We start from the raw sequence: 12039 nt of genomic DNA on the forward strand, positions 1-12039 counted from the left end.
GCGCCGTCCGACTCGGGGAGACGGCGCCGCGCACACCACCCCGTACGGCGAACAAACTCATAGGGCGGCCACCGGTGTCGCCCCCGCGGAATCCACCACGGGGGCGACACCGGTGCGTTGTCGGGCCGAACCGCTAGAGTCAGGCGGAATTCGGCGGGTATCCACCCGCCGCAGGCAGGCCAGGGAGCGAATCGTGCTGATCCCCCACGACACCCGGATCGCCCTCGACACCGTCGTCGATCTGGTGAACACCGCACCGGAGGACGGGGGGCCCGACGGGCTCGCGGACATGGCGGCACTGCACGTCTTCGTGCACCGCAACGCCATCAGTGACGTGGGCGACCTCGGCGAGAAGGACCTCACGGCGGTGCGCGACGTACGGACCAGGTTCGCGGACATCTTCGCGACGACCGAGGCCCGGGTCGCGGCGCGCCTGGTGAACCAGCTGGTCGCGGCGGCGGGCACGACGCCGCAGCTGACCGACCACGACGGCTACGACTGGCACGTGCACTACTTCGCACCGGGCGCGTCGGTCGCCGACCACCTCGCGGCGGACTGCGGGATGGCGCTCGCCTTCATCGTGGTGGCCGGCGAGCAGGAGCGGCTGCGCCGCTGCGAGGCGCCGGACTGCGGACGCGCCTTCGTGGACCTGTCCCGCAACCGCTCGCGCCGCTACTGCTCAAGCCGGACCTGCGGAAACAGGCTGCACGTCGCCGCGTACCGGGCACGCCGCAAAGAGGCGTCCGGCTGATCGCCGACACCGCCGCACGAACGGGCGACGGGACCGGCGGGCCGGACGGCAGGAACGATTCACAGCAGGAACAGGTCGTGCACCGCACCCATGAGCAGAAGGCAGCCGATCACCCCCAGAAAGATCATCAGGGGCGGCTGCGACAGGGCGAAGAGGCAGCCACGGGGCTCCTCGTCAACGGGGGCGGGGGCCTGGCCCCGGGATGTATCGAGCATCTCGGGGCGATGATGACGCAGCCGACGACCCCTAGATCGCCAACACGCCCCGGCGCGCGGGGAGTTCACCGTCCCCAGCTGACCGTTCGAACCGGTAGCGATTTGCGGCACGCGCCGTGAAATCCCTGGCCCGAGCCCCCTCCTGACGGCCCATGGAACTCACATCGGGCTCATGAAGCGTGCCGCCCAACGGTTTTGACGAACAATTCGCGATCTCCACATTCGGCGGCCGCGCATTCCGCTTTTCGGCGGCCATTCACGACCGAGAGCGTTCCGCGCATTTCGCATCATGTACGCGCTTTCCCGCATTCTCGGGACCCGGCTCGGCATACGGCCGGAACCGGCCACGGAGAGTCGCGAACCGGCCGGTGCTCCCCGGCGCGATACGGCCGCGGCTCGGACACCGGCTCTCAGATGCCGTGCTTCTTCAGGATCGCCTCGATGTCGCTGAAGTCCTCACCCGCGCCGGCCGACTGCGGCTTGGCCTTCGGCTTCGGCCGCGCCACCGCCCCGCCGCCCGGCAGCGAGGGCGCCGAGGCCGCGGGCGCCACGGCCTCGCGCTGCGCGGCCCTGGCCGCCTTGCGCTCGGCCCGCGTGGAACCGCTCCTGCGCTCGATCGCCCGCGTGGTGGTGAAGAGCAGCCAGGCGAGCCCCAGCACGCCGAAGCCGACCCACACGCTCGGCTTGAAGACCACGCCGGTCACCCAGTCGACGACACCGGTCATCACCAGACCGACCGGCACCAGCGCGTACGCGGCGATGCGGGTCGCGGAGAGGAACCGCTTGCGGTACGCGGTGATGGCCGCGATGCCCAGGCCGGCCGCGGACACCGCGGAACATATCGTCTCGGCGAGCAGCATCCGGTCCTCCATGCATAGGGGTCTGGCTGTGTGGCGTGGGCGGTATGACCCTTCCATCCTGCACCGCGCGGCCCCTCCCGGGCCACGTCCGAGCCGGAGATCAGGGTGATCTCAGGGATGCGAGACTGCTTCCATGAGCGATTCCCCCTCCCCCGCCCCCGTCGTCCTGGACGTCTGGTGCGACCTCCAGTGCCCCGACTGCCACACCGCCCTGGGCGATCTGAACGCCCTGCGCGCGCACTTCGGCGACCGGATCGACATCAGGCTGCGCCACTTCCCGCTGGAGAAGAACAAGCACGCCTTCGCCGCCGCCCAGGCAGCCGAGGAGGCCCTCGCGCAGGGCAAGGGCATGCCGTACGCGGAGGCGCTGCTCGCGCGCACCTCGGAGTTGAAGGACGAGGGCGAGCCGGTCCTGCTCGACACCGCCCGCCGGCTGGGGCTCGACGCCGACGAGTTCGACACCGCCCTCGTCGACGGCCGGCACATCCTGATCGTCGACGCCGACCAGGCCGAGGGCAAGGCCATCGGCGTGACCGGCACCCCGACGTACGTGATCGGCGACGAGCGCCTGGACGGCGGCAAGAGCCAGGAGGGGCTGCGCGAGCGCATCACGGAGATCGCGGAGCGCCTGCTCGCGCGGCAGGGCTGAGCCCCGGAGGGGGCGCGGCCGGAGCGGGCGGTCAGAGCAGGCGCTTGAAGCTGTTGACCGAGGTCGTCTCGAAGCCCAGCGACTCGTACAGCCGCAGCGCGGGGGTGTTGCCCGCGAAGACGTGGAGTCCGAGGCGCGCCGCCCCCGACTCCACCGCGATCCGCTCGGCGAGCAGCATCAGCGCCCGCCCGTACCCCCGGCCGCGCTGCTCCTCGGCGACCTCGATGTCGTACACGAAGGCGGCCTCGTCGCCGGGGGCCAGCTCGCGCCGCCCGGTCCACAGCCAGCCGACCATCGCGCCGTCCTTGACGACGACGTTCAGCTCGGTGCCTGGAGTGGCCAGTCCCCGGGGGAGGTTCTCCCGGCGGCTCGCCTCGGCCTTCGCCCTGGCCTGCGCCTCGGGCATGCCCCGGTCGATCCAGCTCTGCGCGAAGCCCTCGGTCGACCGTGCCTCCCAGGTCCCGTACTCCTCCTCAGTCATGGGGCGCACGGTCACGCCGTCCGGCAGCCCGGGCGCCGCCGACAGGGTCTTGACCATGTTGCGGCTGCGCTCGGCGTAGCCGAGGGCGGCGGCGAGCCGGAGCGCGGGCCCGGCCCCGGCGGGCACGGAGACCAGCACCTGGCCGCAGCGCCAGCCGCGCAGCACCTCCTCGGCCGCGAGGGCCGCGACGGTGCCCCGGCCCCTGCGCCGGTCGGGCTCGTCTATGTGCAGGTCCGCGATCACCCCCGCCTCGGGGCCGAAGCCGGGGTCGGTGGAGATCGTCAGCCCCCCGACGGGCCTGCTGTTCACACAGACCTCGTAGGTGCGCGACTTGGCGCCGTCGGCGCCCTGCTGGAGCGGCCCGGTCGGCCGCAGGGTCGTGGTCATCACGGGTGTTCTACCCATCGCGCCGGGCCCCGTCATCCGGTTTTCCGCCCCGCTCCCGCCGACCGCGCCCCCGGCGGGGTCCACGGCTCCGGCCTCCACTGCTCCGGGGTCTACGGCTCCGGGGTCTACGGCTCCGGATTCTCCGCCGCCCGCTCCTCGAAGATCCGCATGGCCTTCGCGGTGACGGGGCCCGGTGCGTCGGCGAGCGCGCGGCCGTCGACCGCGTGGACGGCCTGCACGTCGCGGAGCGTCGAGGTCAGGAAGACCTCGTCGGCGCTCTCCAGGACGTCGAACGGCAGGTCGGTCTCCAGGGCGCCCGTCCACTCCACGGCCAGGGCGCGGGTGATCCCGGCGAGGCAGCCCGACGCGACCGGCGGGGTGTGCAGCTGTCCGTCGACGACCACGAAGACGTTCGACCCCGTGCCCTCGCAGAGCTGTCCCACGGTGTTCGCGAAGAGCGCCTCGGACGCGCCCCGGCCGTGGGCCCTGGCGAGCGCGACGACGTTCTCCGCGTACGAGGTCGTCTTGAGCCCGGCGAGCGCGCTGCGTTCGTTGCGGGTCCAGGGGACGGTGATCACGGCGGTGCTGTCGGGCCGGGGCGCCGACTCGCCGAGCGCGACGACCAGCGTCGGCCCCGCGTCGCCCCGGTCCGAGCCGAGCGGGGAGAGCCCTCCGGTGTACGTCATGCGCAGCCGCCCGAGCGGCATCGGATTGGCTTCGAGCACGGCGGCGCAGGCGCGGCGCACCTCGTCCAGGTCGGGCTCGGGCAGCCCGAGCCCCAGCGCGGAGCGGGTGAGGCGGTCCAGATGGCGGCCGAGCGCGAAGGGGCGCCCCCCGACCGCCTTGACCGTCTCGAAGACCCCGTCGCCCACGGTCAGCCCGTGGTCGAGCACGGACACCCTGGCGGCCTCGGCCTCGTACAGCCCGCCGTTGACCCACACCTTCATCTAGCTGGTCCTTCCCGTCTCCTGGTGGCTGCCCGACGCTACCGCGAGCAGGCGCGACGCCTTCAGCTCGGTCTCCGCCCACTCCCCCTCCGGGTCCGATCCCCAGGTGATGCCCGCGCCCGTGCCGAAGCGCAGGACGGCCCCCGCGTCCGTGCGGTCGATCCAGAAGGTGCGTATGCCGACCGCGAGGGAGGCGGTGGCGCGGTCCGCGTCGACCCAGCCGATCCCGCCGCAGTAGGGGCCGCGGGGCGCCGTCTCCAGCGCCTCGATGATCCGCAGCGCGCTGGACTTGGGCGCGCCGGTGACCGAGCCGGGCGGGAATGCGGCGCCGAGGAGCCCGCGCCACCCCTGCCCCTCGGCCAGCTCCCCGCGCACGGCGGAGACGAGGTGGACGAGTCCGGGGTGCTTCTCGACCACGCAGAGGTCGGGGACGGTGACCGAGCCGGTGGCGCAGACGCGGCCCAGGTCGTTGCGGACCAGGTCCACGATCATCACGTTCTCGGCGTAGTCCTTCTCCAGGAGGTCCGCCTCGGTGCGCCCGGTGCCCTTGATCGGCCCGGACTCCACCGTGCGCCCCTCCCTGCGCAGGAACAGCTCGGGGGACGCGGTGGCGATCTCCACGCCGTGCGAGGGGACGCGGACCGTTCCCGCGTACGGGGCGGGGTTGCCGCGCGCGAGGAGCGCGGTGAGCGCGTCCACGTCGGCGTCGGGGGCGACGGGCGCGGACAGGACGCGGCAGAGGTTCGCCTGGTAGACCTCCCCGGCCGCGATGTGCGCGCGGATGCGGCGCACGCCTTCCGTATAGGCGGCCCGGTCCAGGGAGGACGTCCAGTCGTCCGCCCCGGGCCCTTGCCAGGCCCCGGGTACGGGGGCGGGGACGGGCTGCCTGGTCACGCGCGCGAAGCGGGCGCAGACGAGGCGGCCTTCGAAGTCGGCCGAGACGGCCCAGAAGCCGGCGGAGTCCAGGGCCTCCGGGTCACTGGTGACGTCCTGGAGGTCGGTGGCCACGAGGTCGCCGAAGCGGGCCAGAGGAGCGAGCTGGTGCACGCCTGTGAGTCTAGGTCGGGCCGTGATGACCTGCCGGAGGGCGGGCGGAGCGGGGCGCACCGCAGCACGCTGCACAAACGCGTTTTTGTGCTGGCCCAGGAATCCGCTAGAGTTCAACACGTCGCCGGGACGCGCAAGCGAAACGGAAACGACAAGCGGACGTGGCTCAGTTGGTAGAGCATCACCTTGCCAAGGTGAGGGTCGCGAGTTCGAATCTCGTCGTCCGCTCGATGTGGGGGATCTTCCCGAACCCCCGTATTCACTCCTGGTGGAGTGGCCGAGAGGCGAGGCAACGGCCTGCAAAGCCGTCTACACGGGTTCAAATCCCGTCTCCACCTCCAAGGACGATTAGCTCAGCGGGAGAGCGCTTCCCTGACACGGAAGAGGTCACTGGTTCAATCCCAGTATCGTCCACTGGACCTTAGGGTCCTGGATCTTCGGATCCCCCGCGCGATTAGCTCAGCGGGAGAGCGCTTCCCTGACACGGAAGAGGTCACTGGTTCAATCCCAGTATCGCGCACGCAGTATGCTTCACCCTGGGTCTTCGGATCCCCCGCGCGATTAGCTCAGCGGGAGAGCGCTTCCCTGACACGGAAGAGGTCACTGGTTCAATCCCAGTATCGCGCACCATACGAAGAAGCCCCCGGTCGTCGACCGGGGGCTTCTTCGTGCGTGCGGCGTGCGGGAAGCACGGGCCGGGGCCCGGTCCCCCCGCACGGGTTTCCGGGCCCACTGGCGCGCGACGGCCGTCAGGAGGAGAAGAGCATCCGGCCGAAGCCCTTCTGCCGGTAGTGACCGCCGTGGTGGCCACCGTGGTGCGGGGCTCCCCAGGCCGGGGCGGCGGGGGCGACCGGCGGCGCGGGGTAGGAGGCGGGCGGGGGCGGGGCCTGCTGCATCCACTGCGCTTCGAGGCGGGTCAGCGACTCCAGCTCCCCATAGTCGAGGAAGATCCCGCGGCAGCCGCTGCACTGCTCGATCTGGACGCCGTTGCGGTTGTACGTGTGCATCGCTGCATGGCACTTGGGACACTGCATGGTCTGCTCAGCTCCTCGCCGTTCTACGCCGCCGACGGATCGCCGGAATGCATGCCCGGCGGCGGTCGGTTCACCCTACGACGGGGGTACGGGCCCCAACTGGGCCGGGAGTGCTGCAATTCGGGAACAAGCGCCCAGCACCACCTCCTCCACCTCGTCCGTCGTACGGCCCTCCGCGGCCGCCTTGGCCAGCGCGAGTGCCGCCGTCTGCACGGTCAGGGCCCGCGCGGGGACGTCCAGCTCGGGCCAGGGGTCGCCCGCCGGGCGCACGGCGGGGCCGCCGGCGGCTCGGTACGCGCAGAGGAAGCGGTCCCAGATCTCCGGCGGCAGGAGGCCGGCCGCGAACCAGGCGGCGGGACGGGCCAGGTCCCAGGCGGGGTCGCCGACGCCCAGGTCGTCCACGTCGATGAGGAGCCAGCGGCCGTCGGGAGCCGGGTGGCGGACCAGTTGGCCGAGGTGGAGGTCGCCGTGGCAGAGGCGGGCGGGACCGGGTGCGGGAGCCTCGCCCCTGGCCCAGGGCGGAAGGGTGAGCCAGGCGCGCTCGACGGGCTCCGTGGCGCGGCGGGGCGCTCCCGAGGCCCGCATCCTGGCCACGGCGAGCGCCGCCTTCGCGGGGCCGCGCATCGGCGGGAGCGGGGCGGGGAGGTCGCCGTCGGGGATCCTCGTGCCGTGCAGCCGGGCGAGCAGCGCGGCGGCCTCGGCCCAGGGGGCGGCGTCCGGGTCGTCGGGGGCGACCGGGGTGCCGTACGGCCAGAGGGTGGCGGGGCGGCCGTGGACGGTGCCGGTCGCGGCGGGCAGCGGGGGCAGGAGGACGCCGTCGAGGAGGGGGTGGGCCGCGACCGCGAGACGGACCGCGAGGGCGCCGGGGTCGGCGTCGGGGGCGTGCGCCTTGGCGACGACGGCGCCGACCCGGACGACGGTGCCGTCCGGGCGGTCGGCGAGGACGGCAGGACCGACGGCGCCGTCGTCCGCGCGGGCGGCTTCGACGGGGGGCGCTGCGGGGGCCGTGCGGGCCAGGGCCGTCAGGGAGGTGACGAGCTCGGCGCCCGCGGCGGGTGTGGTCCTCACCCGGGGAGCGTACGCGGACCTCCGAGGCGGCGTGCGGGGGAGGACGGTACGGGGGAGGACGCGTACGGAAGGAGACACGGGCGCGGACAGCGCGATGGCCGGTGAGCTCCCCAGCTCACCGGCCAAACGCTGCCGTCCGCCGCACCCCCGTCCCCACGGGGTTAAGGGCCAGATGTCCCCGGTCCGGGCCGCTCACCCGGACCCGGGGCGCCGCTCAGCGCCCCAGCATCACGCCCACGGACGACGCCTGTGTGACCACTGCGTCCCAGCCACCGAAGACGATGACCAGCAGGGCCGCGAAGGGAAGCACCATGGCGGTGGCCACCAGGGGGTGGCGACGGGGGCCGGACCGGCCGCCGCCGAACGCGGCGTACGCCTTGCGCCCCTGCGTGCGGAGGATCGTCCGCGTGGCCGTGTCCGCCATGGTCCCTCTCCTGTCCTGTCTTGGAGCGGCGGGCGTCTGACCTCGGGGGACGAGTGCTGCGCCCGCCGCTTGACCTCAAATCTACGGACCCCCGAAGGCCCTGGCGTCATGCCCTCGTACCGATTCCTGGGCCTCCCGCAGGAGGACTCCCCCGCCGTCGGCGTACTCCCCAGGGTGGAGACACCGGCCCGGGACCCGGGGGTCTTCCCGGAGGGGTCGCTACGCCTCCGACGCGTCTTCCCTGGGAACGGGCTGTTCGACGAGGGCGAGCACCCGATTGGCCATGAACCGCGCCGTACGCACCACCGAGCCGTTGCGTGTGACTTCACTCACTTCGACCACCCCCCTGCGCACCGCGGTCTCCACCCTGCGACCCGCCCTGCTCGCCACCACTTCGTAGGTGCGCGTCGTGTCCCCCGCGTCCACCACTATCTCCACCCGGTCACCCTTCATGGATCCAATCCCCCTTCTGTGACGGACCTTTGAGGCCGTGCGTGCGCCAGGAGGCCGGGATCTGCCGCTTCCTGACCGCCTTTCGAGTTTCCCACCGGGCACTGACAATCGATCGGTCGGCGAGGGCGCGGCCTCTGAGCGCGCCGGGCCACGGGTACGTAAGCTGTGCCCCGTCACACGGACCAGGCAGCGGGGATGGGCGGACATGGCGATGATGCGGCTCCGGCGCGAGGATCCGCGTGTCGTCGGCTCGTTCCGGCTGCACCGGCGGCTGGGCGCCGGCGGCATGGGGGTCGTCTACCTGGGCTCGGACCGGCGCGGCCAGCGGGTCGCGCTCAAGGTGATCCGGCCCGACCTGGCGGAGGACCAGGAGTTCAGGTCCCGGTTCGCGCGCGAGGTGTCGGCGGCCCGGCGGATCAGGGGCGGCTGCACGGCCCGGCTGGTCGCGGCCGACCTGGAGGCGGACCGGCCCTGGTTCGCCACGCAGTACGTGCCCGGCCCCTCGCTGCACGACAAGGTGAACGAGGTGGGCCCGCTGTCGGCCGCCGAGGTCGCCGCCATCGGGGCCGCGCTCTCGGAGGGCCTGGTGGCCGTCCACGAGGCCGGGGTCGTGCACCGCGACCTGAAGCCGTCGAACATCCTCCTCTCCCCCAAGGGCCCCCGGATCATCGACTTCGGGATCGCCTGGGCGACCGGCGCCAGCACGCTCACCCACGTCGGCACGGCGGTGGGTTCGCCCGGCTTCCTCGCGCCCGAGCAGGTGCGCGGCGCCGCGGTCACCCCGGCGACGGACGTCTTCGCGCTGGGCGCGACGCTCGCGTACGCCATGACGGCCGACTCGCCCTTCGGGCACGGAAGTTCCGAGGTCATGCTGTACCGCGTCGTCCACGAGGAGGCGCAGCTGCACGGGGTGCACGACGCGCTGGCCCCGCTGGTGCGCGCCTGCCTGGCGAAGGACCCCGAGGAGCGTCCCAGCACGCTCCAGCTGTCCCTGCGGCTGAAGGAGATCGCCGCCAGGGAGGCGCAGGGCCTCTCCGAGGCCAGGCCGCCCGCGCCGCGCGGCGAGCGGGACCGCGAGCTCGACCGGCCGACGGGCCGGATGACGGAGCGGTACACCGAGCGGACCACCCAGCGGGGCGCCGCCGCGCAGGCCCCGCGCGCCTCGTCGCCGCGCACGGGAGGATCGCCCGGTACGGGAGGCGGCGGGCCGCGCACCGGTGGTTCGGGCGGCGCGCGGACGGGGGGCTCGCGCCCCCGGACGGCGCGGAACACGACGCGCTCGGGGCGGACCGGAACGCGTCCGGGACGCAGGCCGGCGAATCCGCGGCTGCTGCGCCAGCGGCTCATCGTGTTCGTGGTGGTGACGCTGATCGTGGCGCTGGGGATCGCGGCGGCGCAGCAGTTGTAGGGCGCGGCGCGGCAGGTACGGCGAAGGCGGCCGGTCCCCGGGGACCGGCCGCCTTCGCCGTACCTGGCGCGTGCTGCCCGATCAGCCGGTCGGACGGCCCGTGGCCACCGCGTAGAACGCCACCGCCGCCGCCGCGCCCACGTTCAGCGAGTCGACGCCGTGCGCCATCGGGATCCGCACCCACTCGTCCGCGGCCATCAGGGCGCGCGTGGACAGTCCGTCGCCCTCGGCGCCGAGCATCAGCGCGACCCGGTCGAGGCGGTGCGGCGCGGCGTCGTCGATGTCGGAGGCCTTCTCGTCGGGGGTCAGCGCGAGCAGCCTGAAGCCCGCCTCCCTGACCGTTTCGAGGGATTTGGGCCATGCCTCCAGACGGGCGTACGGGACGGAGAAGACCGCGCCCATGGAGACCTTCACCGAGCGGCGGTAGAGCGGGTCGGCGCAGTCCGGCGAGAGCAGCACCGCGTCCATGCCGAGCGCGGCGGCGCTGCGGAAGATCGCCCCGATGTTCGTGTGGTCGTTGATCGCTTCCATGACGACCACCCGGCGGGCCGTCGCCAGGAGGTCGTCGGCCGTCGGGAGCGGCTTGCGCTGCATCGACGCGAGGGCGCCGCGGTGCACGTGGTAGCCGGTGACGCGCTCGGCGAGCTCCGGGCTGACCGCGTACACCGGCGCCGGGACCTCGTCGATGACGTCGCGCATGACGTCGACCCACTTCGAGGAGAGCAGCATCGAGCGCATCTCGTACCCGGCGTGCTTGGCGCGCCTGATGACCTTCTCGCCCTCGGCGATGAACAGGCCCTCGGCGGGCTCCCGCCTGCGCCTGAGCTCGACGTCGGTCAGGCCCGTGTAGTCCCGCAGGCGGGGGTCGTCGGGGTCCTCGATGGTTTCGATGCTGCTGAGATCGGCCACAGGGTGATACTGCCTTGTCCGGTGAGTGGTGCCAACGGCTGGGGCGGGGATGGTTACCCGCGGTTACTTCGCGGGGGCGGTGCCGGTCGCCGTGCCGGGGCCCTGGTGCACCACGTCGCCGATGACGATGACCGCGGGCGGGCGCACGTCCTCGGCCTTCACCCGCTCGGCGACCGTCGCCAGCGTGGCGTCCACCCTGCGCTGGGCGTGGGTGGTGCCCTCCTGGACCAGGGCCAGCGGGGTGTCGGGGGACCTGCCGTACCCGATCAGCGCCTGGGCGATCGCACCGATCTTGTCGACGCCCATCAGGACGACGATCGTGCCGCGCATCCGGGCGACGGCCTCCCAGTCGACCAGCGAGCGCTCGTCGTCGGGCGCGACGTGGCCGCTGACGACGGTGAACTCGTGGGCCACGCCCCGGTGCGTGACCGGGATGCCGGCCGCGCCGGGCACGGAGATCGAGCTGGAGATGCCGGGGACGACCGTGCAGGCGATGCCCTCGGCGGCGAGCGCCTGGGCCTCCTCCATGCCGCGGCCGAAGACGAACGGGTCGCCGCCCTTGAGGCGGACCACGGCCCTGCCCGCCCTGGCGTGCTCGATCAGCGCGTTGTTGATGGCCTCCTGGGCCATGAAGCGGCCGTACGGGATCTTCGCCGCGTCGATGACCTCGACGTGCGGCGGCAGTTCGTCCAGGAGGTCGCGGGGGCCGAGGCGGTCGGCGATGACCACGTCCGCCTCGGCGAGGAGGCGGCGGCCCCTGACCGTGATCAGGTCCGGGTCGCCTGGGCCGCCGCCGACGAGGGCGACGCCCGGGGTGCGGGTGCGGAACTGGGGGGCGGCGAGGGTGCCGTCGCGCAGGCCCTCGACGATCGCGTCGCGGATGGCGGCGGTGTGCCGGGGGTTGGGGGTCTCGGTCTCGCTGAGGACCGCGACCGTGACGCCCTCGGAGCGGCCCGTCGCCGGGGTCCAGGCGGTGGCGGCCGAGGCGTCGTCGGAGCGGACGCACCAGGTGCGGCCCCGCTCGGCCTCGGCGGAGGCCGTGGCGTTCGCCTCGGGGTCGCTGGTCGCGATGAGGGCGTACCAGGCGTCGGCGAGGTCGCCCTCCGCGTAGCGCCGCCGTATCCAGGTGATCTCGCCCGCCGCCGCCATGGCGTCCACGGAAGGGGTCGCCGAGGGCGAGACCAGGGTGATGTCCGCGCCTGCCGCGATGAGGGCGGGCAGGCGGCGCTGGGCCACCTGTCCGCCGCCGAGTACGACCACGCGGCGGCCGGTGAGGCGGAGGCCGACGGGGTAGGCGGGGTGGGTCGGCCGACCGGGCTGTGCGGAGGCCGGGGCGGGCGCGGCGGTCATGATGGCGGCTCCTCGGGGGCGGGCGGGGGGGCGGGGACGGGGTTCGGGGGTGCCGT

Annotated in this window: 14 protein-coding genes and 5 tRNA genes; 8 read left to right on the plus strand and 11 right to left on the minus strand. The window is 73.5% G+C overall.

Annotation, left to right across the window (positions count from 1 at the left end; all coding sequences use genetic code 11):
* Positions 1–193 precede the first annotated feature (193 nt).
* A complete protein-coding gene (locus ACIBNE_RS26635) occupies positions 194–751 on the plus strand; it encodes a CGNR zinc finger domain-containing protein (protein ID WP_399275737.1) in 558 nt (185 codons plus the stop codon).
* A gap of 59 nt (positions 752–810) precedes the next feature.
* Here the strand turns inward: ACIBNE_RS26635 and ACIBNE_RS26640 are convergent, their stop codons facing one another.
* Together ACIBNE_RS26640 and ACIBNE_RS26645 are read right to left on the minus strand one after the other, a co-directional pair.
* Positions 811–966, minus strand: coding sequence for a hypothetical protein (locus ACIBNE_RS26640; protein ID WP_399275739.1), 156 nt, complete (start codon positions 964–966; stop codon positions 811–813).
* Positions 967–1376: 410 nt separating this feature from the next.
* A complete protein-coding gene (locus tag ACIBNE_RS26645) occupies positions 1377–1883 on the minus strand; it encodes a hypothetical protein (protein ID WP_399275741.1) in 507 nt (168 codons plus the stop codon).
* Positions 1884–1959: 76 nt separating this feature from the next.
* Between ACIBNE_RS26645 and ACIBNE_RS26650 the strand changes: the two genes are divergently transcribed.
* The gene (locus tag ACIBNE_RS26650; RefSeq protein WP_399275743.1) at positions 1960–2475 is read left to right on the plus strand and encodes a DsbA family protein; all 516 of its coding nucleotides are present in this window, start codon (positions 1960–1962) and stop codon (positions 2473–2475) included.
* A 31-nt stretch (positions 2476–2506) separates the two neighbouring features.
* On the opposite strand, the gene ACIBNE_RS26655 is transcribed toward ACIBNE_RS26650, so the two are convergent.
* The 3 genes from ACIBNE_RS26655 to ACIBNE_RS26665 all read right to left on the minus strand — a co-directional run bounded on the left by ACIBNE_RS26655 (position 2507) and on the right by ACIBNE_RS26665 (position 5337).
* Entirely contained in the window at positions 2507–3343 is an 837-nt protein-coding gene (locus tag ACIBNE_RS26655) for a GNAT family N-acetyltransferase (RefSeq protein ID WP_399275745.1), read from the minus strand.
* 125 nt (positions 3344–3468) lie between these two features.
* A complete protein-coding gene (locus ACIBNE_RS26660) occupies positions 3469–4290 on the minus strand; it encodes an aminotransferase class IV (RefSeq protein ID WP_399275747.1) in 822 nt (273 codons plus the stop codon).
* Positions 4291–5337 carry a chorismate-binding protein gene (locus ACIBNE_RS26665; RefSeq protein WP_399275749.1) on the minus strand — a complete coding sequence of 349 codons (1047 nt, stop codon included), beginning with the start codon at positions 5335–5337 and terminating at the stop codon, positions 4291–4293.
* A gap of 155 nt (positions 5338–5492) precedes the next feature.
* Between ACIBNE_RS26665 and ACIBNE_RS26670 the strand changes: the two genes are divergently transcribed.
* From ACIBNE_RS26670 to ACIBNE_RS26690, 5 genes are all read left to right on the plus strand, one after another.
* Positions 5493–5565: transfer RNA gene (locus ACIBNE_RS26670), tRNA-Gly, on the plus strand.
* 39 nt (positions 5566–5604) lie between these two features.
* Positions 5605–5678: transfer RNA gene (locus tag ACIBNE_RS26675), tRNA-Cys, on the plus strand.
* A gap of 1 nt (position 5679) precedes the next feature.
* Positions 5680–5751, plus strand: a tRNA-Val gene (locus ACIBNE_RS26680).
* A 34-nt stretch (positions 5752–5785) separates the two neighbouring features.
* Positions 5786–5857, plus strand: a tRNA-Val gene (locus ACIBNE_RS26685).
* A gap of 35 nt (positions 5858–5892) precedes the next feature.
* A tRNA-Val gene (locus ACIBNE_RS26690) sits at positions 5893–5967 on the plus strand.
* Between the two features lie 119 nt (positions 5968–6086).
* Here the strand turns inward: ACIBNE_RS26690 and ACIBNE_RS26695 are convergent.
* The 4 genes from ACIBNE_RS26695 to ACIBNE_RS26710 all read right to left on the minus strand — a co-directional run bounded on the left by ACIBNE_RS26695 (position 6087) and on the right by ACIBNE_RS26710 (position 8316).
* Positions 6087–6371: a zf-TFIIB domain-containing protein gene (locus ACIBNE_RS26695; RefSeq protein ID WP_399275751.1), complete on the minus strand. Its 285-nt coding sequence runs from the start codon at positions 6369–6371 to the stop codon at positions 6087–6089.
* Positions 6372–6446: 75 nt separating this feature from the next.
* On the minus strand, positions 6447–7439 hold the full coding sequence (locus ACIBNE_RS26700; RefSeq protein WP_399275753.1) for a phosphotransferase: 993 nt from the start codon (positions 7437–7439) through the stop codon (positions 6447–6449).
* A gap of 214 nt (positions 7440–7653) precedes the next feature.
* Positions 7654–7863 carry a hypothetical protein gene (locus ACIBNE_RS26705; RefSeq protein ID WP_399275755.1) on the minus strand — a complete coding sequence of 70 codons (210 nt, stop codon included), beginning with the start codon at positions 7861–7863 and terminating at the stop codon, positions 7654–7656.
* A gap of 219 nt (positions 7864–8082) precedes the next feature.
* A complete protein-coding gene (locus ACIBNE_RS26710; protein ID WP_399275757.1) occupies positions 8083–8316 on the minus strand; it encodes a hypothetical protein in 234 nt (77 codons plus the stop codon).
* Between the two features lie 205 nt (positions 8317–8521).
* Between ACIBNE_RS26710 and ACIBNE_RS26715 the strand changes: the two genes are divergently transcribed.
* On the plus strand, positions 8522–9724 hold the full coding sequence (locus tag ACIBNE_RS26715) for a serine/threonine-protein kinase (RefSeq protein WP_399275759.1): 1203 nt from the start codon (positions 8522–8524) through the stop codon (positions 9722–9724).
* Positions 9725–9805: 81 nt separating this feature from the next.
* Here ACIBNE_RS26715 and ACIBNE_RS26720 read toward each other — a convergent pair whose 3' ends face one another.
* Both ACIBNE_RS26720 and cobA read right to left on the minus strand, forming a co-directional pair.
* Positions 9806–10633, minus strand: a complete 828-nt coding sequence (locus ACIBNE_RS26720; RefSeq protein ID WP_399275761.1) for a TrmH family RNA methyltransferase — start codon at positions 10631–10633, stop codon at positions 9806–9808.
* 63 nt (positions 10634–10696) lie between these two features.
* Positions 10697–11983: a uroporphyrinogen-III C-methyltransferase gene (gene cobA / locus ACIBNE_RS26725; RefSeq protein WP_399275763.1), complete on the minus strand. Its 1287-nt coding sequence runs from the start codon at positions 11981–11983 to the stop codon at positions 10697–10699.
* Positions 11984–12039: the final 56 nt, after the last annotated feature.

This window comes from Streptomyces sp. NPDC050504 (assembly GCF_044458065.1).
Classification (GTDB): Bacteria; Actinomycetota; Actinomycetes; order Streptomycetales; family Streptomycetaceae; genus Streptomyces.

Bases quoted from the DNA above. Each gene is read 5' to 3' on its own strand.
- ACIBNE_RS26640 (WP_399275739.1), bottom strand. From the start codon at position 966: ATGCTCGATACATCCCGGGGCCAGGCCCCCGCCCCCGTTGACGAGGAG.
- ACIBNE_RS26645 (WP_399275741.1), bottom strand. From the start codon at position 1,883: ATGGAAGGGTCATACCGCCCACGCCACACAGCCAGACCCCTATGCATG.
- ACIBNE_RS26650 (WP_399275743.1), top strand. From the start codon at position 1,960: ATGAGCGATTCCCCCTCCCCCGCCCCCGTCGTCCTGGACGTCTGGTGC.
- ACIBNE_RS26655 (WP_399275745.1), bottom strand. From the start codon at position 3,343: ATGACCACGACCCTGCGGCCGACCGGGCCGCTCCAGCAGGGCGCCGAC.
- ACIBNE_RS26660 (WP_399275747.1), bottom strand. From the start codon at position 4,290: ATGAAGGTGTGGGTCAACGGCGGGCTGTACGAGGCCGAGGCCGCCAGG.
- ACIBNE_RS26695 (WP_399275751.1), bottom strand. From the start codon at position 6,371: ATGCAGTGTCCCAAGTGCCATGCAGCGATGCACACGTACAACCGCAAC.
- ACIBNE_RS26705 (WP_399275755.1), bottom strand. From the start codon at position 7,863: ATGGCGGACACGGCCACGCGGACGATCCTCCGCACGCAGGGGCGCAAG.
- ACIBNE_RS26710 (WP_399275757.1), bottom strand. From the start codon at position 8,316: ATGAAGGGTGACCGGGTGGAGATAGTGGTGGACGCGGGGGACACGACG.
- ACIBNE_RS26715 (WP_399275759.1), top strand. From the start codon at position 8,522: ATGGCGATGATGCGGCTCCGGCGCGAGGATCCGCGTGTCGTCGGCTCG.
- cobA (WP_399275763.1), bottom strand. From the start codon at position 11,983: ATGACCGCCGCGCCCGCCCCGGCCTCCGCACAGCCCGGTCGGCCGACC.